At 69.2% G+C, this 21,653-nt stretch carries 15 protein-coding genes; 9 read left to right on the plus strand and 6 right to left on the minus strand.

Features of this window, described 5'->3' with window-relative positions; all coding sequences use genetic code 11:
* Window positions 1–111: 111 nt before the first annotated feature.
* The 3 genes from ACWEKR_RS04145 to ACWEKR_RS04155 form a co-directional block, all read right to left on the minus strand.
* Entirely contained in the window at window positions 112–1,284 is a 1,173-nt protein-coding gene (locus tag ACWEKR_RS04145) for an aminoglycoside phosphotransferase family protein (RefSeq protein ID WP_452353211.1), read from the minus strand.
* A gap of 155 nt (window positions 1,285–1,439) precedes the next feature.
* Window positions 1,440–2,111 (minus strand): response regulator, encoded by a 672-nt coding sequence (locus ACWEKR_RS04150; protein ID WP_452353212.1) that lies wholly within the window; start codon window positions 2,109–2,111, stop codon window positions 1,440–1,442.
* A complete protein-coding gene (locus ACWEKR_RS04155) occupies window positions 2,108–3,214 on the minus strand; it encodes a sensor histidine kinase (protein WP_452353213.1) in 1,107 nt (368 codons plus the stop codon). Before ACWEKR_RS04155 ends, ACWEKR_RS04150 begins: the two co-directional genes overlap by 4 nt.
* Window positions 3,215–3,430: 216 nt before the next feature.
* Here ACWEKR_RS04155 and ACWEKR_RS04160 point away from each other — a divergent pair, with 216 nt between their 5' ends.
* The 3 genes from ACWEKR_RS04160 to ACWEKR_RS04170 all read left to right on the plus strand — a co-directional run bounded on the left by ACWEKR_RS04160 (window position 3,431) and on the right by ACWEKR_RS04170 (window position 6,272).
* Window positions 3,431–3,838 carry a DUF6223 family protein gene (locus ACWEKR_RS04160; RefSeq protein ID WP_452353214.1) on the plus strand — a complete coding sequence of 136 codons (408 nt, stop codon included), beginning with the start codon at window positions 3,431–3,433 and terminating at the stop codon, window positions 3,836–3,838.
* Between the two features lie 93 nt (window positions 3,839–3,931).
* The gene (locus ACWEKR_RS04165) at window positions 3,932–5,419 is read left to right on the plus strand and encodes a glyceraldehyde-3-phosphate dehydrogenase (protein WP_452353215.1); all 1,488 of its coding nucleotides are present in this window, start codon (window positions 3,932–3,934) and stop codon (window positions 5,417–5,419) included.
* Window positions 5,420–5,510: 91 nt separating this feature from the next.
* Window positions 5,511–6,272, plus strand: coding sequence for a dienelactone hydrolase family protein (locus ACWEKR_RS04170; RefSeq protein WP_452353216.1), 762 nt, complete (start codon window positions 5,511–5,513; stop codon window positions 6,270–6,272).
* Between the two features lie 119 nt (window positions 6,273–6,391).
* On the opposite strand, the gene ACWEKR_RS04175 is transcribed toward ACWEKR_RS04170, so the two are convergent.
* Window positions 6,392–11,857 (minus strand): ATP-binding protein, encoded by a 5,466-nt coding sequence (locus tag ACWEKR_RS04175; protein WP_452353217.1) that lies wholly within the window; start codon window positions 11,855–11,857, stop codon window positions 6,392–6,394.
* Window positions 11,858–12,203: 346 nt separating this feature from the next.
* Here ACWEKR_RS04175 and ACWEKR_RS04180 point away from each other — a divergent pair, with 346 nt between their 5' ends.
* From ACWEKR_RS04180 to ACWEKR_RS04195, 4 genes are all read left to right on the plus strand, one after another.
* Window positions 12,204–12,509 (plus strand): hypothetical protein, encoded by a 306-nt coding sequence (locus tag ACWEKR_RS04180; protein WP_159846990.1) that lies wholly within the window; start codon window positions 12,204–12,206, stop codon window positions 12,507–12,509.
* 110 nt (window positions 12,510–12,619) lie between these two features.
* The gene (locus tag ACWEKR_RS04185; RefSeq protein ID WP_452353218.1) at window positions 12,620–13,147 is read left to right on the plus strand and encodes a nucleoside deaminase; all 528 of its coding nucleotides are present in this window, start codon (window positions 12,620–12,622) and stop codon (window positions 13,145–13,147) included.
* Between the two features lie 40 nt (window positions 13,148–13,187).
* The gene (locus tag ACWEKR_RS04190) at window positions 13,188–14,213 is read left to right on the plus strand and encodes an FAD-dependent monooxygenase (RefSeq protein WP_452353219.1); all 1,026 of its coding nucleotides are present in this window, start codon (window positions 13,188–13,190) and stop codon (window positions 14,211–14,213) included.
* Window positions 14,214–14,496: 283 nt separating this feature from the next.
* Entirely contained in the window at window positions 14,497–15,066 is a 570-nt protein-coding gene (locus ACWEKR_RS04195) for a hemerythrin domain-containing protein (protein WP_452353220.1), read from the plus strand.
* A gap of 42 nt (window positions 15,067–15,108) precedes the next feature.
* Here the strand turns inward: ACWEKR_RS04195 and ACWEKR_RS04200 are convergent, their stop codons facing one another.
* The gene (locus ACWEKR_RS04200; protein ID WP_452353221.1) at window positions 15,109–16,545 is read right to left on the minus strand and encodes a M48 family metalloprotease; all 1,437 of its coding nucleotides are present in this window, start codon (window positions 16,543–16,545) and stop codon (window positions 15,109–15,111) included.
* Window positions 16,542–17,126, minus strand: coding sequence for a hypothetical protein (locus ACWEKR_RS04205; RefSeq protein WP_452353222.1), 585 nt, complete (start codon window positions 17,124–17,126; stop codon window positions 16,542–16,544). Before ACWEKR_RS04205 ends, ACWEKR_RS04200 begins: the two co-directional genes overlap by 4 nt.
* A gap of 446 nt (window positions 17,127–17,572) precedes the next feature.
* On the opposite strand from ACWEKR_RS04205, the gene ACWEKR_RS04210 reads away from it, so the two are divergent.
* Together ACWEKR_RS04210 and ACWEKR_RS04215 are read left to right on the plus strand one after the other, a co-directional pair.
* Window positions 17,573–18,940, plus strand: a complete 1,368-nt coding sequence (locus ACWEKR_RS04210) for a lytic murein transglycosylase (RefSeq protein ID WP_452353223.1) — start codon at window positions 17,573–17,575, stop codon at window positions 18,938–18,940.
* Between the two features lie 622 nt (window positions 18,941–19,562).
* The gene (locus ACWEKR_RS04215; protein ID WP_452353224.1) at window positions 19,563–20,831 is read left to right on the plus strand and encodes a hypothetical protein; all 1,269 of its coding nucleotides are present in this window, start codon (window positions 19,563–19,565) and stop codon (window positions 20,829–20,831) included.
* Window positions 20,832–21,653 lie beyond the last annotated feature (822 nt).

Consider the following 21,653-nt stretch of genomic DNA (forward strand, 5'->3'; position numbering starts at 1 on the left):
TAGCGCGCACCGACCGGATCCATCACCGCGCGAGGGAATAGGCCTCCCGGCACGTTTTCCGGTACGCGCGGCCGGACTGTCGCCCGGCCGCGCCACCACCAGAATCCGGCGTCAGACGCCTAGCGCGTCCAACGAATTGTGGTCGTCGATAGCCGTGGTGATCCGTTTCAACAGCGTCAAGCACGTCTCCACGGGCTGCATCTTCGGTTGATACGCCGCCCGGCCGATCGTGAACGCCCACGCCGCGTAAGCGAACATCGACTGTTGCCGATAGGCCAGCCATGCGTCGTCGAAGGAGGGCGCCTGACCGTCGAGGGTGCCGAGTTCGTCCAGGTAGGCCGCCAGCAGGTCGCGGTCCCAGGCCCGTCGGTCCTCGGGCTCGCATCCCGAATTGACGGTATAGGCGAAATCGTGCGCCCACCCACCCCGCATGACCACCTGCCAGTCGACGAATCCCATGCGCCCGGAGCCGGTTCGGTAGGTCTGGCCGATGTGCGGGTCACCGTGTAGCAGAGTCTGGGGCAGTTCGTTCGTGGCTTTGTCGATCGCGCGCTCCACACCGGCCCACAACCGCTCCGCCTGTCCGTGCAGCGCAGCGGGCACCACGTCCGCGGCGCGGCGCAGGCCGACTTCGCAACGCTTCTTCATGTCGATGGCGGCAAGGTAAGCCTGCAGCGCCTCGGTGGTCGTCTTGAGGTCCGTGATCGACGGATGGTTCCAGAAGGTGCGGTGCAGCCGGGCGAGATTGCGGACCAGATCTTCGATCTGATCGCGGGCGATCGGGGCGTTCGGCTCGATGAACTGCGCACCGCGGGTCGCGGCGATGTCCTCCATGAGGGCGATCGATCGCCAGGACGCCGGATCGGCGGCGCCCCAGTAGCCGAACGGAGCCTCGATGTCGGCCTGCGGGCGGAAGTCTCGGAAAAAGCGGGTTTCGCCGTCGATCATCTTCCCGCCGCCGAGCAGGATGCGCTGCGAGAAGGCGGTCGTGGTCTTCGCGAACAGTTCGGTGGGCAAGCCCGCCTGCTCGCCGGCGTCGTTGTAGCCGACGCGAATCGCGACGCGAGTGGACGTTCCGCGGCTGCCGTTCGAGGTCTCGTACGAGACGACTTCGGCTGCGGGAACATCGCGGCACAGGACGGCCGTCAGCCACCGCGGTGTGACGGTTTCACCGGACACCGGAACGTCCTCGACGTCCCGGGCTTTCGGCCGGATCAGCTTCTCGCCCAGGATGTGAGCGCCAACTGTGACCGACCGGCCGAGCAACCATAGCTTGTGGTTCATTAGCCTGCCTCGCTTCCGGAGTACGACATGACCGCCCGCGCAGCGGGATCACCGGTGCGCGGGTCCGCAGGACAGTACCGCATGCCATCGAAGCGGTTGAACCGCAAGAGGATTGCCCCTGCGCGGCGAGAACGAGCAGGTGGCCGATGCGGCGGTCAGGGCGGTCCGGAGCTGCGAGGGGTGACCAGCCCGGATTCGTAGGCGAAGACGACGAGTTGGGCGCGGTCGCGGGCGTGCAACTTCGTCATGGCGCGATTGACGTGGGTTTTGGCGGTGAGCGGGCTGATCGTCATGCGGCCTGCGATCTGGTCGTTGGACAGGCCCTGGGCGACCAGCACGACCGCTTCGCGCTCGCGGTCGGTGAGTTCTTCGGATCCGGCGGCGGCGCCGGTCTGCGGCGGCTGGGTGACGTATCGGTCGATCAGCCTGCGGGTGATCGACGGTGCGAGCAGGGCGTCCCCGCGAGCGGCCACGCGCACGGCGTGCAGGAAATCCTCCGGCTGGATGTCCTTGACGAGGAATCCGGCCGCCCCGGCTCGCAGCGCGTGGAAGACGTATTCGTCCGAGCCGTAGTTGGTCAGGATGACGACATGCACCCCGGCGAGCGCGGGATCCGCGGCGATGCGCCGTGTCGCTTCGATGCCGTCGGCGACCGGCATCCGGACATCGATGAGCGCGACGTCGGGCAGATGTCGCGCGGCCATCGCCACCCCCTCGTGGCCGTCCGCGGCCTCGGCCACCACCTCGATGTCGTCCTCGGCGTCCAGCAGCGCACGGAAACCGCTGCGGATGAGCGGCTGGTCGTCGACGAGCAGGACACGAATCATGACGGTCGATCCACGGGAAGTTCGGCGTGGACGGAGAACCCGCCCGCGCTGCGCGGCGCCGCCCGCAGTCGCCCGCCGAGGGCGGTGACTCGTTCGTGCATGCCGAGCAGCCCGACGCCCGGCGCCGCAGCCGCGCCGGGGGTGGCCTTCCCGTCGTCGTCGACCTGGATGACCAGCGTGTCGGGTTGGTAGCCGATCCGGACCGCCGCCGTCGCCGCCCCCGCGTGCCGGGCGATATTGGTGAGCGACTCCTGCACGATCCGGTACGCCGTCCGGTCGACCGCCGCAGGCAGATCGGGGCGCTGTCCCTCGACGGTCAGCGTGGCGTCCAATCCGGTCGACCGGGAACGGTCCACCAGGTCCGGGACGTCGTCGAGTCCGTGCCCGAGGGTTTCCCCGTCCTCGCGCAGCGCCTGCAGCGTCGCCCGGAGTTCCCGTGCCGCCTCGCGACCGGCCTCGCGGATCGCGAGCAGGGCCTCCGGCGCCGGTTCGCCCCGCTTGTGCGCCAGATGAACGGCGACCTCCGCCTGCAGCTTGATCACCGAGATCTGATGGGTGAGCGAATCGTGCAGTTCCCGCGCGATGTGCAGTCGCTCGTCGCCGGCGCGCCGCCGCGCGGTCTCCTCGCGGGTGCGCTCGGCTTCGTCGGCCCGCCGTTCGGCTTGCCGCAGCGCTTCCCCCGCCGCCCCGGCCGCGATCAGCCATGCCAGTTCGAGAGCTCCTCTGGCCTGCGCGAACGCCGCGTCCAGATCGTGCAGGGAAGCCAGCGCCGCGAGCGGCAGACCGGCCAGCAGGAACACCGCCGACCCCGCGGCGATCATCCGATGTCCTGCGCGCACAGCGGCGTAGACGGCGAACAGATACGCGACCGCGGGCACGTCGAAACCGACGGCTTGGTAACCCAGCGCGCACGCCCCGGTGATGACCAGCACGGCGACCGGAGCCCGCCGGCGCGCGGCCAGCGCCAGCCCCCCACCTGCCAGCGCCGCGTAGCCCAGCGGGTCGAGATCCGTGGGAGAGTGCTGCCGGGACAGCCCGGTGGACAACAGGATCGCGGCCACGCCGACGGCGATCGCCCAGTCCGCGATCCGGTCCCTGCTCATGCGTGCACCCTAACCGGATCCGCTCGCCGACGACTCCTGCGCACGCATGATCTATCGCCTACCGCGTTCGCAGTACTCCGGCAGGCCGCCACGACATCCGAGGTAGTCGGATACGGCATCGGGGGCAGCACGAAGTGTCTCCTTGCGCTGGACGACCCGGGCCGCTCCGACGGACATGATCGAGGCTACGTCGGTATTCAGGAAAAGGAGCACCTCGTGTCCGTTAATCATCCCCTCTCCGCCGCAGCCCTGCTCGCAGCGTTCGCACTCGTCAGCCCGGCGACCGCGCACGCATCGGCACAGCCGACTGCCGCCGCGGTCACAACGCTGAGCACCGGTCGTCTCGCAGGCAGTGCGGCGGCCCTGATCGCCCTGCTCGGGGTGGTGATCGGTGCGCTGGCCGTGGCACGCGTAGGTCGATTCGGCACCCGGGCGAGTGACGCCGTCATCGCCGCCGTCGCCGGTCTGACCGGCATGGTCGTCGGCGGGTTCGTCGTGTTCACCGCCGACGGTGGTCTCGGCACCGGCAACGGTCTCGGCGGGGGCGTCGTGGCCATGACGGTCGGGCTGATCGGCATGGTTCTCGGTGGCACGGCTCTGATCCGGCTCCGCCGCGCCGGCTGACGGGACCTCACCGGTGGGTATCCGGCCTCGGTGATATCACGGCCCTCATTAGCATCGATTCGCGAGCAAATCGAGAAGATGCGAGGACGTGCGTTGGCTACCGAACACCTTGACCGCTGGAACGCCCAGGAAGCCGCCGCCGAGGCGATGATTCCCATCATCGGCACCTTGTATCGAAGGAAGGGCGTCACGATTCTGCTGCACAGCCGGTCGCTGGTGAACAAATCGGTGATCAGCATCCTGCGGACGCACCGTTTCGCGCGGCAGATCGAGGGCGAAGAGTTGTCGGTGGACGAGACCCTGCCCTTCCTGCAGGTGCTCAGCGAACTGGACCTGGGGCCGTGCAAGATCGATCTCGGTCAGTTGGTCATGACCTATCGCGCCGACGATCGCGGCCTCTCGATCCGCGAGTTCACCGCGGCCGTGCTGGCGGACGTGACCGACGGCAACAAGGCGCAGTCTCCGGGCCCGAGAGACGTCGTGCTCTACGGGTTCGGCCGCATCGGCCGCCTGGTCACTCGCCTGCTCATCGAGAAAGCCGGATCCGGCAACGGGCTGAACCTGCGTGCCGTCGTCGTGCGCAGGGGAGGCGCCGACGATCTGGCCAAGCGCGCGTCGCTGCTTCGCCGGGATTCGGTGCACGGCCACTTCAACGGCACGATCAAGGTCGATACCGGCAACGACACGATCACCGCGAACGGCAACGTGATCACATTCATCTACAGTGACGATCCGACGACGATCGACTACACCGCATACGGGATAACCGACGCGATCCTGATCGACAACACCGGTAGGTGGCGTGATCGGGACGGGCTGTCGCAGCATCTGCGCCCCGGCATCGCGAAGGTCGTGCTCACCGCGCCCGGTAAGGGCGATGTCCCGAACATCGTGCACGGCGTCAACCATCGCAGCCTGGACCTGTCGCAGCGGATCTTCTCATGCGCCTCGTGCACGACCAACGCGATCGTTCCGCCGCTCAAGGCCATGGACGACGAGTACGGCATCATCCGCGGGCACGTGGAGACGGTGCACTCGTTCACCAACGACCAGAACCTGCTGGACAACTATCACAAGGCGGACCGTCGCGGCCGGTCCGCGCCGTTCAATCTCGTGCTCACCGAGACCGGCGCCGCCTCCGCGGTGGCCAAGGCGCTGCCGGATCTGAAAGCCAAGATCACCGGCAACTCGATTCGTGTGCCCACCCCGGACGTATCGGTCGCGATCCTGAACCTGCAGCTCGAGCGCAAGACGACGAAGGGCGACGTGCTCGAGTACCTGCGTCGCGTTTCGCTCGCCGGGCCGTTGAGCCGCAATCTCGACTACACCGCCGCCACCGACGTGGTTTCCAGCGATTTCATCGGCTCGCGCGCGGCGTCGATCATCGATGCCAACGCCACGATCGTCGAGGACGACACCGCGATTCTGTATGTCTGGTACGACAACGAATTCGGTTACTCGTGCCAGGTGGTGCGGACGGTGCAGTACATCTCGGGCATCGAGTATCCGACCTATCCGCAGGTCGCGCGACTGGACGACGCGGCCGACTCCGGTGTGCTGACCGGGACCGACGCACGGTAACCGCCCGTCGTCGGTGCCCACCGGTGCGTGGAATCGGCCGACGCCGAATGGGGTAGGTTCGAAAAGCTCGATTCGACAGGAGGATTCACCGATGACCGCAGTGCACGGCATGTCGGTCGACGTCCCGACGCCCGATGGTGTCGCCGACGCGTATGTCGCCTACCCCGACGACGGCGCCGCCCATCCGGGGGTGCTGGTGATTCAGGACGGCTTCGGACTGCGGCCCAGCCTGCGGTCGCTGGCGGATCGTATCGCCGCCCACGGCTACACCGTCTTGTTGCCGAACGCCTATTACCGGCACGGGCGTGCGCCGGTGATCGAGCTGCCGGACTTCATCGACCCGGCGCAGCGGCCGGAGATCTTCCAGCAGGTCTTCCCGATGATCCGCGAGCTCACACCGGAACTCCTCCGTTCGGATGCCGACGCGTACCTCGACTGGCTGGCAGCGTCGCCGCAGGTCGCCGCAGGTGGGGTCGGCCTGACCGGCTACTGCATGGGGGCACGGCTGGCGGTGCTGATCGCGGCGATGTTCCCCGATCGGGTTGCGGCGGTGGCCGGATTCCATGGCGGGCCGCTGGTCACCGACACTCCGGACAGTCCGCACCTGACGGTGGGAAACATCACCGCGGAGCTGTATTTCGCCCACGCGGGCGAGGACGACCACATGACCGCGGAACACATCGCCCAGTTCGACAAGGCACTCGAGGCCGCAGGCGTCCGCCACCGCACCGAGGTCTACGAGGGGGCTCAGCACGGCTACACCCAGGCCGATACCTCCGCCCACGATCCCGAGGCCGCCGAGCGGCACTACCGCGAACTGCTGGCCTTGTTCGACCGTAATCTGCGCCGGTAGCCGGGCGGCCCACTGCGCGGGCCGGCGGCGCTCGGCTCATTTCGCCGACCGTGCGTCCGGCGAGTCGCCACCGCAGAAGGTGGGGACTCGCCGGACGTGACGGACCGCGGCGGGGCGGATCACCCCGCCAGATGCGCCTCGATGGCCTCGATGATGCGCGGGCGCAGTTCGGCGGCGCGGATGACGGCGTCGACCGAACCGACCTCGACCGCCCGCCGGATGTCGTGCACGCGGTCGAACTCCGCGGCCACATCGGCGAGCTTCTCCGTCCGGACCGACGACCGGATCTCGTCGAGTTCCGCGGTCAGGGACGCGCGCGCGGTGCCGGATGCGTTCGCGGCGCGCGCTTCCAGATCCCGCACCCGCGGGTCGGCCGCGGTGCGGGTGTCGACCTCACCGGCGAACACCACCGCGGCGGCCGGGGCGCCACCGAGCACCGAGGCGAACGAGCCTTCCACCGCGAGTACGGTCATGTTCGGGTTCAGCGCCTTCGAGAACACCACGAACGCGCCGCCGTGATACCGGGAGATCACGCAGAACACGATGGGACCGCGGAAGTTGACGACCGCCCGCCCGATCTCGGCGCCGTACTCGAGCTGCAGCTTCCGCATCGACTCGGGGGAGCCGTCGAAGCCGGACAGATTCGCCAGGACCACCAGTGGCCGATTGCCGCTGGCCGCGTTGATCGCTCGCGCGGCCTTCTTCGACGACCGTGGGAACAGCGTACCCGCGGTGTAGGTGTCCGGACCGTCGGTGGACGGGAAGCCGCGCCGCGCCACACCCCGCGACTCGATGCCGAGCAGGCATACCGGGATGCCGCCGAGGTGCGCGTCCTGCACCACCGCGGTCTCGGCGTCGGCCATACCCGCCCAGCGTTCCAGCACCGGGTGGTCCTGGTCGGACAGCGCCCGCATCACGGTCCGGATATCGAACGGCTTCTTGCGATCCCGGTTCTTGGCGGCGGAGAAGATCTCACCGACGGTCGTGAAGTCGCTGTCCGCCGCGACGTGCGGGAAATCGGAGACGTCGCGATCGATCGGGTCGCTGGTGCGCGCTCGCCGCGGCGCCTGCTCGCCGGGCGCGATGTAGGTGTGGTCGTAGTGCGACATCAGCACGTCCTGCGCGGCGGTCAGGTTCGGCGCCCAGTACTGCGCCTGCCCGTTGGGACCCATCACCCGGTCGTAGCCGCCGATGCCGAAGTTGTCCTCGGCCGACACGCCTCCGGAGAAGTCCAGCGCCTGCTTGCCGGTGAGCACCATCGCGGAGTCCGGCGTCATCACCAGGATGCCCTTGGTGTGCATGAGCATCGTGGCCTCGGCGTTCCAGTACGGCTGCGCGCCGACATTGATGCCCGCGACCACGATGTTGATCTCGCCACCGTCCTGGGTGAACTCGACGATGCGCTTGAGCGCCGCCGCCACCCAGTCCATGTTCTCCGTGCCGGACTTCATGGAGATGCGGGCGCCTGAGGACAGCGCGTACCACTCCAGCGGCACCTGCATGCGGTCGGCGAGGTCCAGCGCGGCGATCACGCGGCGGCACTCCGGTTCCGACAGCGCGCCCAGCGACTTCGTCGGATCACCGAGCAGCACCACCCGGGTGACGCCCTCCGGATGCCGCTCGGTCGGCGTGGTGACCACGCCGGCGACGATCGCCGCGGTGTTGCGCCCCTTGGGTCGGTCGACCGGCACCAGCGTGTGATCGTCGGCGAGGTCGTACTCGGTGAAATCACCGAGCCGCCCGGTCAATTCGTAGGGGTACACGGTGTTGCGGCTGCTGGCCCGCAGCACCTTCTGCCGGTATTCGTCCAGCGGCTCGACCGGCTCGTCGGACGGTTCGCCGACACTCACCTCGGGGGCGCCGGTGGCGCCGAAGGAGATGCGCACGGCGATCTTGGTCAGCTCGCCGGTCTGCGGATCCCGCTGCCGCGCGATGAGCAGGATCTCCTCCAGCCCGGCGCCCGCGGCGGTCGGCAGCACGTGCCCGCCGAGCATCTCCAGCTCGGCGCGGGTGACGTCGATCGGCGGCCAGATGTACATCACGATGCGGTTGGTGTTGAAGCGTTTCGCCGACGGCCGCTGCGACTGTGCCCGGCGGATCGAGTCCACGCAGGTGGCGATGGTGCTCTCCGCCGTGGGCAGCGCGAGCAGCCTGCCGTCGTGCTCGCGCAGCGCCGCGAGGTCACGCACCTGGGCGAACGCGATGAGGCGGTCGTCGGCGGGGTTCTCCTTCGCGACGCACCGGAACAGGTAGACCTCCTCGTCGTCCGAGGACGGCAACCGGGTGAGGTCGAACTTGCGCAGCCGCTCCATCTGCATCCGCTGCGCGATGTAGGGGTGCAGACCGCGGATCAGCCGCTCCTCGACCATGCCGGTGGCCGACGGGCGGAAGGTGAAGTGGTGGTGCATGACCGCGCCGCCGCTGCCCGCGACCGTGGCGGTGATGCGGTGCACCTGGTTCGGCCACGGGTGGGTGCCGATGATCTCGTGCAGTTCGGCCGCCATCGCGTCGAAGTCGGCGGGCTGGTTCTCCCAGCTGAGGTAGATGTCGGCGTCGATGGACGCGGCGCCGGCGGCCAGCTCGGTGAGCCCGCGCAGCGCGGTGTCCAGCGCGTCGAAGCGCACCGCGGCGGAGACCAGGCTCGAGCCGCCTCGCTCGGCGATCACGAACGTGCAGCCGCCCACCTCGTGGGTGCGAACGTCGGTGAGGCCCTTGTTGCCGTAGTACCGGCGGGTGAGCACCTCCAGCATGACCGTGTGGTCCGGGTAGCCGCGCTCCAGCCGCTGGCCGAGCAGCCGCACCAGCGGTTCGGTGCTGCGCACCATGTCGGAGATGCGCTCGGCCCGATCGGCGGCGCCCGGGTTCGCGTCCAGATGGCGCAGATGCCTGCGGACGTTGGTGTAGACGCGGGCCCGGTTGCGCCGCAGCAGCGGCTGGCCGTACCAGGCGAACACCAGGCCGCGGGTGAGGTCGGCGATCACGGGGAAGCGCACCTGCGTCGTGGCCACGAGCCGCTCCAGCACGAGACCGACGGGCTCGCGCAGCGCCCGGTCCGGCACCGGCTCCTTCAGCCATTCGCGCAGCAGCGTGGTGATGACCTCGACGGTGTCGGACGGACGTTGCTGGGCGAGGAAGATCCGGAAGACCGCGGCTTCCAGGTCGGGGGAGCGCTCCAGCTCGGTGACCCCGTAGTGCTCGAGCGCCTTGGCGAGTTTGGCCCGGTAGGACTCCGGCAGCCCGGCCCGCTCGACGTCGAGGCTCTGCAGATAGGTGTGGAAGTATTCGCGGGCGCTGTGCACATGGCCTTGGCCGCCGTCCTCGTCCCACGACCAGTTGTGGGTGAGTTCGGCGAGGTCGGCGAACACCTGCACGAGCTCGAGTTCCTCGGCCAGCGGCCTGCGGTTGTCCGCGATGGCGGCCCGGCGCGCGGCGAGGTAATCGTCGAGCACCCGGCGGTCGTCGTGCGGGTCGACGTCGAAGCCGAGCAGCAGACTGCGCAGGTCCTGCTGACCGCGGGCGGTGCGCTCGTGCGGCTGGGTGTGCGCGGGCTCGCCGGGCAGGTCCAGCTCCACGGACTCGCTCACCGCGGTGTCCTCGGCCTCGTCGTCCTCGGCGAGCGGCTCCAGCCGCAGCAGCGGCGCACCGGTCTCCACCTGGGTGCCGACGGAGACACCGCACTCCTTCAGCCGGGCGCGGAACGGCGCGCGCAGCACCGTCTCCATCTTCATGCTCTCCAGCACGAGCACCGGCGCGCCCGCCTCGACCTCGGCGCCGACTTCCAGCGGTGTCGCGACGACCAGCGCGGGAGCGGGGGAGCGGACCACACCGCCCTCGTCGCGGCTGATCCGATGGGTCACACCGTCGACGTCGATCAGGTGGATCGGCCCGTGGGTGCCGGTGGTCAAGCGGTAGCGGGTGCCGTTGACCACGATGTGGCCGGTGTGCCGATCGAAGCGCTCGAGATCGACGTCGGCGGTGCGGAGGTCGCCGCCCGCCTCGATCCCGATCCGGAACCGATGGGCGCCGATGCGCGCGACGCGCACGCGGTAGCCCGCGCCGCGCAGCTTCAGGTCGAGCGGCCTGCCGCTCTCGTGCTGCACCTGAGGACGTCCGCCGGACGCGGTGGACAGCAACCGGTGCCGCTGGACGCGCTCCTCCTCCTCGTAGGCATCGATGGCGGCGGCGGCCAGCGCGACGGCCGAGTGGCGGTGCGAGACCAGTCTGCCCTCACCGCGGACGCGGTCGATCCAGCCGGTGTCGGCGCTGGCGTCGATCACCTCGGGCTGGTTGAGCAGGTCGAGCACGAAACTCTTGTTCGTCGCGCCGCCCTCGATGACCACCCTGGTCTGGGCCACCGCCCGGCGCAGCCTGCCCAGCGCTTCGTCACGGTTACGGCCGTAGGCGATGATCTTGGCGATCATCGAGTCGAAGTCGGCGGGAATCGTGTCGCCTTCGCTGACGCCGGTGTCGACGCGGATGCCCGGTCCGGCCGGCAGGTCGAGGCGGGCGATGCGGCCCGGGGCGGGCGCGAAGTCGCGGTCGGGATCCTCGGCGTTGAGCCGGGCCTCGATGGCGTGCCCGCGCTCGGCCGGAGGTTCACCCTCGAGCTTCCCGCCCGAGGCCACCAGCAACTGGGCGCGGACGAGGTCGAAACCGGTCGTGGACTCGGTGATCGGGTGCTCCACCTGCAAGCGGGTATTGACCTCGAGAAACGCGAACAGCTTGTCGCCGGGGTGGTAGAGGAACTCGACGGTCGCCGCCCCGCGATAGCCCACCGCGATCGCCAGCCGCTCGGCCGAGGCTTTGAGTTCGGCGGCCTGCTCCGGGCGCAGCACCGGCGACGCGGACTCCTCGATGATCTTCTGGTTGCGCCGCTGCACCGAGCAGTCCCGGACGCCCAGCGCCCACGCGGTCCCCTGACCGTCGGCGATGACCTGGACCTCCACGTGCCGGGCGCCGGTGACCAGCCGTTCCAGGAAGACCACGCCACTGCCGAATGCCCGCGCGGCCTCCTGCCGGGTGCGCTCGTAGGCGTCGACGAGTTCGGCCTCGTTCGTGATCACCCGGATGCCGCGACCGCCGCCGCCCGCGGTGGCCTTCAACATCAGCGGATAGCCGATCTCGGCGGCCGACGCCAGCGCGGCATCCACGGTCTCGACCGGGCCGCGGCTCCACGGCGCGACCGGCACCCCGACCTCCTCGGCGATCAGCTTCGCGCCGATCTTGTCGCCGAGCTTGCGCATGGCCTCCGGACTGGGACCGATGAAGGTGACGCCGATCTGCTCGCACAGCTCCGCGAACGCCGGGTCCTCCGCGACGAAGCCCCAGCCGACCCAGGCGGCATCCGCCCCGGTGGAGACCAGCGCGCGTTCGAGCGCCTTGAGGTCCAGGTACGGGCGCTCGGACGCCGGACCCAGGTCATAGGCGATATCGGCTTCCCGCACGAACGTCGCGCTGCGGTCCACATCGGTGTGCAGCGCGACGGTTTCGATCGGCAGCGCGGTCTCCGCAGCCAGATCTCGGACGGCGTGGATGAGGCGCATGGCGGCCTCTCCTCGGTTCACGATGGCTATGCGGCTGAACACTCGCCGGTTCCTTCCTCTCTAAGCAGTGGCCCGATCGGGCGAGGCTCGCGAGCCCCGGTCTCGCGTAGTGTGCACCTTTATCCCAGATATCTACATAGCGTGCGGGTGTTACCCGCACGTAGAGTTCGAAAAGCCTCGCTCGAGGCGCCTGTGGGCGGCCGCATATCCGGATTATCACAGCCGTCGGCATTCCGCGCCCGGCCCCGCGACCCCTGCGTATCGTTCCTCTCGCAGTGTGCACGTTCTCTCCTGAGCAACCACGCAGTTTCTGCTCGCGACCGCTCGGACAGCCCGTCCGGGACGGTGACCGATCCAGACCGCACGGAACCAGGACAAGGAGATCGTCATGAATGCGACACGCCTCGTTCGTCTGGGCCTTCCCCCCTTCCTCGCTGCCGCGGCGGCGTTGTTGTTCTGTCCGCCGACCGTCTCCGCGCAGGAGATGTGGAGCTACAACTGTTCGTCCCATTCGCCGGTATGGGAGGGCAGGGTAACCGCCATGGACTGCACGGCAGCCAACGGCGCGCCGATGAGCGGAGAGATCACGCAGCCGTTCGTGGTGAACGGCGGCGAGGTGGTGAGCTGCACGTCCGGATGGGCGCACCTTCCCGACTTGATGGCCAAGGAATGCGGACCGGTGCCGACGCAGTAGCGGATCGAGCGGGTCGGAAAATGGGCCTTGTCGATTCCGGCAAGGCCCATTCTCGTCCGGCCGTCGGGATCACGGGTGCTCAGCGGGTCGAGTGGGCGCAGGATGACGTCATGACCATCACCGTCGAGGACCTGGCGCACCTGCACCGCTGCGTCGAACTGGCCCGGGAGGCACTCGAGGACGGGGACGAGCCGTTCGGCTCGGTCCTGGTCTCGGTCGGCGGAGACGTGCTCTTCGAAGACCGCAACCGGATCAAGGCCGGTGACCCGACCCGCCATCCCGAGTTCGAGATCTCCCGGTGGTCAGCGGCCCACCTGCCGCCTGACGAACGTGCCGCCGCGACCGTCTATACCTCCGGCGAGCACTGCCCGATGTGCGCGGCGAGCCACGGTTGGGTCGGCCTCGGGCGGATCGTGTACGCCGTGTCCTCCGGCCAGTTGGTGTCCTGGCTGACGGAGTGGGGCATCCCGCGCGCCCCCGTCGCGGCGCTGCCGATCACCGCGGTCCTTCCGGACGCCGTGGTCGACGGACCGGTCGCCGAGTTCGCCGACCCGATCAAGGCTCTCCACCGGGCACGCTTCCGACGGTGCCGAGGTGGCGACGCCACCGTGCTGCTTCCGCGCTGTCGTCGGCAGTGATCGGCGGCGCGTTCATCGCACGTCGCTCTACGCTGAGTGCATGGTCACCATTGTCGGCGGAGGAATCGCGGGGACCGTCCTCGCCGGAGCGCTTGGGCGAGAGGGCATTCCGGTCCGGGTGTACGAAAGCCAGCCATCGGTCGGCGCCGGTGCGTTCCTCGTACTGGACGATCGTGCGCACGCCGCGCTGACCGGTCTAGGCGTGCGCGCCGACCGGCTGGAGGAGGTCGCTCATCCGGTGGACGCCCTGCGGGTCGAATACCAGCCGGGCGAAGCGCGTTTCGGGCCGAGCCGTGGTCATCGGCTGTACCTGCGTGCCGAACTCATGTCGGTGCTGACCGAATTCGCCGCTACCACAGCGGCGGAATTCCACTACGACACCGCGGTGACCGATATCGACCAGGGCGTGCTGTTCAGCGGCGCTGCTCGGCTGTCCACCGACGACGTCGTCATCGCGGCCGACGGCATCGATTCCCTCGTCCGCCGCCGGATCGAACCGGGGCGAACTCCCGAGTACGCCGGGCAGATCGTGTTCTACGGCCGCACCGAACGCGCCCAGGCATTACGCACCAAGAGCACGGTGTTGCATTTCGACGGCCGGATCGGAGCGGACGGCCGTCCGGTGGGCGCATTCGGCCACTACTGGGACGAAGGACTTTCCGTCTGGTTCGCCAGAGTCACCCGCCCGCCTCTTGCCGCCCGGGACCTCGGATTCCATCCGGTAGCGGAGTGGACCGAACTCATCCGAACGGTCGCACCGGGCATCTCCGATGTGGTGGAGGGTCTGCTCGCGGAAACCGTGACCGTGCATGTCTCGAATGCGCGCAACGTCCCCTTCGCCACCGCGGCTTCCCCGCAACTCCCGGTGATCCTGTGCGGCGACGCCGATCACGCCATCACACCCGCCGAAGGAGTCGGCGCGCGGGACGCGATCGAGGACGCGGCTGCCCTCTTCCACGCGCTGTCCACCGGTTCCTCGCCCGCGGATGCGATGGCGGCCCGGCGGCGACAGATCGCCGCCGACCGGGAACGGGTAGTTCCGCCCTATCGTCGCGCCGAGAACTAGACGTCCTACCGCGCCCGGACGTGCTCTGACCTGCCTCATGAACCTCAGCGCGCCGAGGAACGGCATGGAAGCGAGCATCGCGCGGCCGAATATCACCCGGCACTCGACCCCTAACGGTGCGGGAGACAGGTACCAGGTGGCTGAGCGGTGCGTTGGCAGCGGAGCGGCTCGGCGATGGATTATCGTCAGGACCCTTGGGGAGATGCCGGGTGTCCATGAGGGGCAGTCCGCAGTCTGCCTCGGCGTTCAGTGCTGACCTGAAGTGCGATGTCAGGGAGGATTCGTGGACATTACCGAGCTGATTCTCGATGACCACCATGAACAACGGCGGCTGTTCGCCATCCTGGAGCAGATCGATCCGGCGCAGACCGACGTGCTCTCCGCGATCTGGGACCGGCTGGCGGCCTTCCTCGAGTTGCACGCGCAGGCGGAGGAGGAGATCTTCTACCCCGCGCTGCTCCAGGCGGGTATCGCGGCCCACCGCGCGGGCGGGGTGGAGAGCGAGACACTCGACGCCATCCACGACCACAACGAGATCAGGGACGCGATCGCCGAGGTGGCGCGTCATCAGGTCGGCACCGATGCCTGGTACGCGGCCGTCGCGGCAGCGAACGCGGCCAACAGCGATCACATGGCCGAGGAAGAACGCGAGGGCCTCACCGACTTCCGCCGTCTGACCGGGCTGGCGCGCCGCCATCAGCTGGCCGTCGCCTTCGCCGCGTACGAGGCGCGGAACTTCGCCGGCGTCGAGCCGGTCGACAAAGATCCCGTCGGCTACGTCCACGCGGCAGAGAAGAAATTGCGGCCCGCCGGGAGTGGATCGCTGAACGTCGGCACTCTGAAACGGAACTGACCAGCAGGGGCGCCGGTTCGATCGGCTGTCCCAGTGGCGGAGCTAGGGCCACCATCTGTCGTCCTCGTCGTGGTGCCTCCATGGCAGCTCGAGGTGGCCGGGGTCCACGAGATTCGGCAGATCAGAGATATCGCTGTCGTCGCGGGCGGCGGAGTGTCTCCACTGGTGGGTCTTGCCCCTGGAGATACCGTCGCTCAGCGAGAACAGTATCGCGAGCGTCAGCACGACCGCAGTGATCATGACGAGGCGTGGGACACCTTCGATGCCCGGCCAGACGCGATCCATCCCGGTCGCGGTCAGCACGCACGCCCCTACCGCGAGGAAGCTGGGCAGGATCTTGCCGTGATTGTCGTCGATGAATCCGGATTCGGCCAGCCAGCGGCATCGTCGGGCGCTCATCGGATGTGTCTGCCAGCTCTCGGCGATCCGGGTCCAGAGCCTGAGTACGACCTCGGCGAACAGTTCGATCGCGCGGCGAGTTCCTGCACCGGGCCTGCGTAGGAATGACAGCAGGCCGGCGCGGCGGAACTCCGCCTGCGCATCGGTGCTGCGCTCGAGTTCCGCCCAGACCGCGGGGTCTGCTCCCCACACTCGTGCGTCGTGATCGGCTACCTGCTCGCGAGTGCGCTGCAGTCCCGCGTAGATCAGGTGACCCGTCACGACCAGCGCGCCGACAAAAATGACCTCGTGCAGCGGGCGCACAGCGCCGTTCGGCCAGTGGTGAGAGTAGGCGCCTGTCGCGGCGAGGCCGGTCGACAACCAGAGATGCACTGTGGCAGTGGGTAGGACGACACCGAGGACGAACGTCAGCCACAGGGCGCGCGCACCGTATCCGATCATGATGTCCCGGTTGTGCACATGAGCCAGTTCATGGAGCACGACCGCCCGGAAGGTGTCGGGCCCGCGCTCCCGCCTGCTCTGTCGACTCCTGCCCAACCCCTCTTTGACCAGGCCCGCGCCGAGGCAGATCGTGGGTCGGCGCGCACGGCGGATGGTGACGGCATCCTTGCTGCGATCGAAGACCGCGACAACGAAGTTGGGTGGGCGCGAGGCGAGTCCGGCGATCTCTACGAGTGCGTCGAGCGTGGCCCGCATCGGAGCGGGCACTGCCCCGAACGCCGTACGTCGAGCCCACAGTGGTCCGATCCGGTAGCTTATCAACGCCACGATCAGCACCGCGGCAGTCCACCAGAGCGCCGGCCGGACCGCGTGGGACACGGTTTCCGGGTAACAATGCGAGTATCGGCCGATCTCGATGGAAAGCCGCAGAAACGCCACGTCCCATGGGGCGGCCGGATCGAATCCGGCTGCGTCCAGGCAACGTCGGTAGACGGCTTCACCCTGTAATGCCAGCAGCATCCGGGTGGACAGGATGAGCGACCAAGCCGGAATCACCGCCAGCAGCAGGACGAAACGGCGCCGGGAACCCCAGGCGAGGAAGCCGCGATGCCTACGCGAATCGTCGGCTGTTCTGGTCACTGCCCGATATCCGGCTCGATCTCCCGGAGTTGGGCGACGACCTCCTCGGCCAGTTCCTCCGCCCGCGCGCTGTCGAATCCGCGCGCGATCGCGCCATCGATGATTCGGTTCCGCACGCGCCGCAACGTCTCCGGGCTGACCGGAGATACTGTCCGATCCGGCACCGGCCGCCTGCCGATCATGGCGCGCACACGAGTACCGATTCTCTTCGTGGCGGCATCGACCGCCTTACCGGTCGCATGGTCCGAGAGTTGCTCCACCACCATCCAGACCAGCGGCACCACGAACGGTGCGGCGTCGGGAATGCCGAAGCGCAGCGGTCCCCGCCAGCGCGCACCGGCGCGGCGCAGCGAACGGCTCACCTGCTCGTCGTCCAAGGGATCCAAACTTTCCAGCAGCCACCGTTCTTCCGGAACCTTGCTTCCTACGACCTCCCACACGATCTGACGCACCGTGGTGACCATGAGCTCCCCCTGTTCGTCGAGTTCGCCGAAACTGCGATAGTACCGATCGAGCACATCGCCCGCGGTTTCGCCGATGACCGTATCGGTTCGGTGGAGAACGACGAGAAAGCCAGGCACAGTGTCGGATTCGAGCCCGTGTTCGGGGTGTCAGGTCCTGGATCGCTTCCGCGGGACGGCTCCGAGTGGCATCTCGGCAAGGGCGGCGGCGTGGTTGCGGCCGGAGAATCCGCAGATCGCCTCCGGGGCAGCGGCGGACGAAACGGGCACGGGCGGATGGCGGCATGGGCCGGTACCCTGGATTCAGGGTTGCCGCGAGAAACGTTAAGTTACTGCGAGTTTCCCTGATACTACCCGCGATGTACTCGGTATTGTGTACCGTATGTTATCGCAGGTTCGCCCCCTTCGGGGCGGGTCGGGGTCGAATGCGCGGCCCCGCAGAAGGACTCCGTTGTCCGTGCGGAAGCATTCGTCCCGAGACGCGGACGACGTCGAGGATTGGGTGTGGCCGAATGCGTGTATCTGCTCCGATAACGGTCTCGGCTTTGGTTGTTGCTGGTGCGGTGGTGAGTGGTTCGGGGGTGCAGGCATCGGTGCCTGCTCCGGCGCCGCGGGCGCCGGAAGTGCTGGCAGCGGCGAACAAAGGTGTGGAGAGCGAACAATCGCGGGTGGTGGGGTTGTTGCCGGTGGCGGCGGAGGGCCCGCGGCGGTTGCGGGCGGTGACGCCGTTCGCGGGCGTGGTCCCGTTGCAGGAGGTTTCGCTCCCCGGGGTGGGCGGTGCGTTGGGGATTCCGGAGGTGGTGTTGGCGGCGTATCGGAATGCGGAGTTGGCGTTGGCGTCCTCGACGCCGGGGTGTGGGTTGTCGTGGAGTTTGCTGGCGGGGATCGGGCGGATCGAGTCGGGGCATGCTCGTGGTGGGCGCATGGATGCGGCGGGGACGACGGTGGCGCCGATCTTCGGTCCGGCGTTGGATGGGAGTCTGCCGGGTAACGAGGTGATCAAGGCGGCGGACGGGGGGTATGTGCGGGCGTTGGGTCCGATGCAGTTCCTGCCCGGGACCTGGAGTGCTTACGGGGCGGACGGGAACGGGGACGGGGTGGCCGATCCGCACAATGTGTTCGATGCGGCGTTGGCGGCGGGGAAGTATCTGTGTTCGGGGGGTTCGGATCTGCGGGATGGGTCGCAGGAGTTGCGGGCGGTGTTGCGGTACAACAACTCGATGGCGTACGCGGCGAATGTGCTGAGCTGGTCGGCGGCGTATCGGACGGGGGGTTCGCCGACGCAGGTGCGGATCTCGCCGGATCTGGTGGCGCCGGGCACGCTCGCGCCGGTGGGTCCTGGTTCGGAGATGACGGCGGTGACCACGGCGGTGCCTGCACCGGTCGAGTCGCCGCGCGTGCCCGCGCCGCAGCAGCAAGCGCCGACGCAGGTGATGATCACGATCCCGGGCCTGCCGCCGATCCCGTGCGTCATCTTCTGCCCGCCGCCCCCGCCCGTGAATCCCTGTGTCGCGCAACCCGTTCCCGCGCCGATGCCACAACCGGGGCAGCCCGGCATCGCGCGCATCCCGCTCGCGCCGGGGCAATCCTACGGCGCGGCGCCCGGGCAGCTACCGAACCCCGGCGCGAACAGCCTCGATGCGTCCGGCAACCCGGATAGTGGCGCCGCACCAGCCGACGCCCGAGTGGCCGAATGCGCGCAACCCGAGACGGACGCCGCCACCGGCCCGGCAACTGGCGCGCCGGAGCAGGAAGCCGAACCGCACGAGCCCGAACCGCGTAACCCCGGACCAGCCGTCACCACACCGCCCGCGCCGGAACCCGAACCGGTTCCGGATGCCGCGCCCGCGCCGACGCCGCCGCCCGGGATCACCCTGCCGTTCGGCATCGTCATCCCGCTCCCGGCCCCACCGCAACCGCCGCCTGCCGGCTGATCCCACCGCGCCGGTCAGCCGTGTCTCGCCTTCGGGCTGCTGCTTCGGTGCAGGGCGGGCCGAGGTGGCGCAGGGACAGGCTGGGCTGCGGGGGCCTCCACGCCGACCGCGGTCCGGCCGAAGTCGCGGGCGTAGTCGAGGCAACAATTCGGAGGACAACCGGGGCCGATGCAGCGTGGCCGCCACGGCGGAGCCCGGCATGAGGGTGGCTGGTGCGGTCACTCGGGACCTACGAACTGGCCGACGAATGAACACCGCTCACTTCCCCCGACCCGAACGCGGCACGGTCCCGGTGTCAGGGGTCGTTCACCGCCGCCCAGTCATTTCGCCGAGATCGTTCTCGTATCCCGTCCGACGCTGCCTCGAAGCCGTATCCGGACCGCGAGAACAGACGTATTCTGATCGTTAGCTAACACGTGGCATCTACCAGCGGCGCCAAGGAGGCCAGGCACTTCTGAGCACGCCCGCACCTACCGGTCAGGGCTCGCTCTCGTGGTCTTCGACAGCGTCATCTCGTGCGGCGGGCGTTCGGCGAGCGTGTGGCCCGGATCCGAACCCGGACCGATCGCCGGCGGCCGCGGTGACGAATTCCGTCCGAGACCGGTCGAGCAGAGGTGATCTCATGAGGGCCACAGTCGGAATATCAGCTGAACAGGCCGTGGTGCGTGGCGTCATGATCGCGTCGACGGCGCCACGGGGTACCCGGCCGGACGTGCTGCGGGACATCGCACAGCCGGTCGAACACTCGACCGCCGCCGCGGTGGCCGCCGCGCTCGACGCGTTGACGGACGAAGCCGGGGCCGGTACCGACATCGATGACGTAGCCGTGGCCTACCGGACGGTGGCCGAGCGGCGGGCAATTGTCTCGCAACTGTCGTCGGTGTCGTGGCGATCATCGTCGCTCGTCTCGACGAAAACCGCGCTGCTGGCGCTGCTCCAGGACTTCCCGGACGTGGCGCGGTACGACACCCTGCTGGTGCTGGAGGTCGTCGGATACCACACGTCCTATCTCGTCACCGGCTCGGATCGCCACCAGATCCGCACCTCCGGCGCGTGGTCGTCCGGTGTCGTCGACGCCGATAGCGCGGATCTGGCGATCGACCGGATCCGGCCCGCGCTGGCGGCGGCCGAGCTGTCGCCGGATGCGGTGGTCCTCTGTGGCTCCTCGGCGGGAAACCCGGACGTCGTGGCCGCGGTGCGGCGCGGACTCGCCGTACCGGTCATCGTGGCGCCCGACCATGCCAACGCTGCCGCCTACGGCGCGGCCTTGGTCGCCGCGGCTCCGTTCCGGAGTACATCGGCGGCGCCGGCGGCGTCGGATCGCCGACATCCCGGACGCGTCATTCTTGCCGGGGCAGCCGCGGCCGCGGTGCTGGGCGGAGCGGCGATCGCGGTCGCACAGGCACGGGAGGGCCGACCGGCCGACGCCGAGGTCCGCGGTCCCGGGCAGGCGCCGATCTCCGCCGCCCAGCCCGTCGTCCCGAACCCGGCGGCGGCCCCACCTGCCGCCGCGGGCGAGCAAGCCCCGATCGCCGTCCTGCCCGGCCCGGCAGCCCCTCCCGAGCCGTATCCTGGACCGCCCGCGCCACCTGCGCCCGCGCCGTACCCCCTCGACGACGAGGCGCAAGCGCCGGCCGCGCAACCCCTGCCGCCGGCTCCGGTTCCACCGCAGGTCGAGCCGCAACCTTCCCAGGAGCGGCACCGGCCGACCACCACCACATATTCGCCCGAACCGCCCGGCCCGTCGCCGACCACCGCCGCGGTCCCCGATGACACCTACCTCTTCCCCGGCGAATCTCCGCCGCCGCCGTGGAACGCCGACCCCGCGGCCGTCCAGGCATGGTGGGACAACCACTGGAAACTGAAGGAGAGCTGGCTGCACGGCCGCTGACACCGGCTCGTCAGCACCCGCGGCGAGTCCGCATACCGGGACCGGTACACCCGTCCGTGCCACTGCCTGCGTCGGCGAGCATGGGGACGGCACGCCCCACCATGGCGCCGCGCACGTCGTCGCGGCCGGCCACTCACCAGTGGCCCAGCCGTTCTCCCTCGCAGGGCCGCCACTGACCGCGATCCGACGCGTGGCCAACCCGTTCGACCGCGACGGCGCACGGCTGTACCGATCCGGGGACTCGGGGCCGGTGGCGGAAGTCGGCGAGCGGGCCGGAGTTGGTGGATGGCGGCGGCGCTCAGGTGCGAGGTCGCTGCACAGGGGAGTCGCTGCGCCCTCTTCGGCCGCTCGATGCGCGAGGCTGCCGACGCGGCCTCGACGCGCGCTCGAGTTCGACGCGGCGTGTCCTGGGACCACCACACCGCCCAGGACCTCTTCGACCAGTGGTGGCAGTCGGCGCCGCTGTGAGCCGTGTTCGACGCCCACCCACGTTCGATTCGTGTCGCGGGGAGAACCTTTTGCCGCAGTGCGGGCTCTTCGGCGCACCCGGCCGGTTGGCAGCGCGGGTATGAGCGGCATCAGCGACGGACCCTCCGGCAGATACCGCTCGTGGTGTCGACACCGGCATCGTGATGAGGAGCGCCGCTGGCCCTGCCCGACTGGCGCCCCGCGCACGCCGATGTCACCACCGGCCCTCCCGCCTCCGCGCGCGCCGATGCACCGGGCCGATGCGCAATCCCGCACCGTTCGTGGCGTCGAGGTCACCTGGCCCGGAGTGACCGGCGCGATCGTCGGAGCCCTGATGCCCCGACCAGGGGGACT

The organism is Nocardia sp. NPDC004573 (assembly GCF_053602135.1).

Coding starts and splice junctions, on each gene's coding strand:
- ACWEKR_RS04145 (WP_452353211.1), bottom strand. CDS start 1,284: ATGAACCACAAGCTATGGTTGCTCGGCCGGTCGGTCACAGTTGGCGCT.
- ACWEKR_RS04180 (WP_159846990.1), top strand. CDS start 12,204: ATGAATGCGACACGCCTCGTTCGTCTGGGCCTTCCCCCCTTCCTCGCT.
- ACWEKR_RS04190 (WP_452353219.1), top strand. CDS start 13,188: ATGGTCACCATTGTCGGCGGAGGAATCGCGGGGACCGTCCTCGCCGGA.
- ACWEKR_RS04150 (WP_452353212.1), bottom strand. CDS start 2,111: ATGATTCGTGTCCTGCTCGTCGACGACCAGCCGCTCATCCGCAGCGGT.
- ACWEKR_RS04185 (WP_452353218.1), top strand. CDS start 12,620: ATGACCATCACCGTCGAGGACCTGGCGCACCTGCACCGCTGCGTCGAA.
- ACWEKR_RS04215 (WP_452353224.1), top strand. CDS start 19,563: ATGAGGGCCACAGTCGGAATATCAGCTGAACAGGCCGTGGTGCGTGGC.
- ACWEKR_RS04170 (WP_452353216.1), top strand. CDS start 5,511: ATGACCGCAGTGCACGGCATGTCGGTCGACGTCCCGACGCCCGATGGT.
- ACWEKR_RS04155 (WP_452353213.1), bottom strand. CDS start 3,214: ATGAGCAGGGACCGGATCGCGGACTGGGCGATCGCCGTCGGCGTGGCC.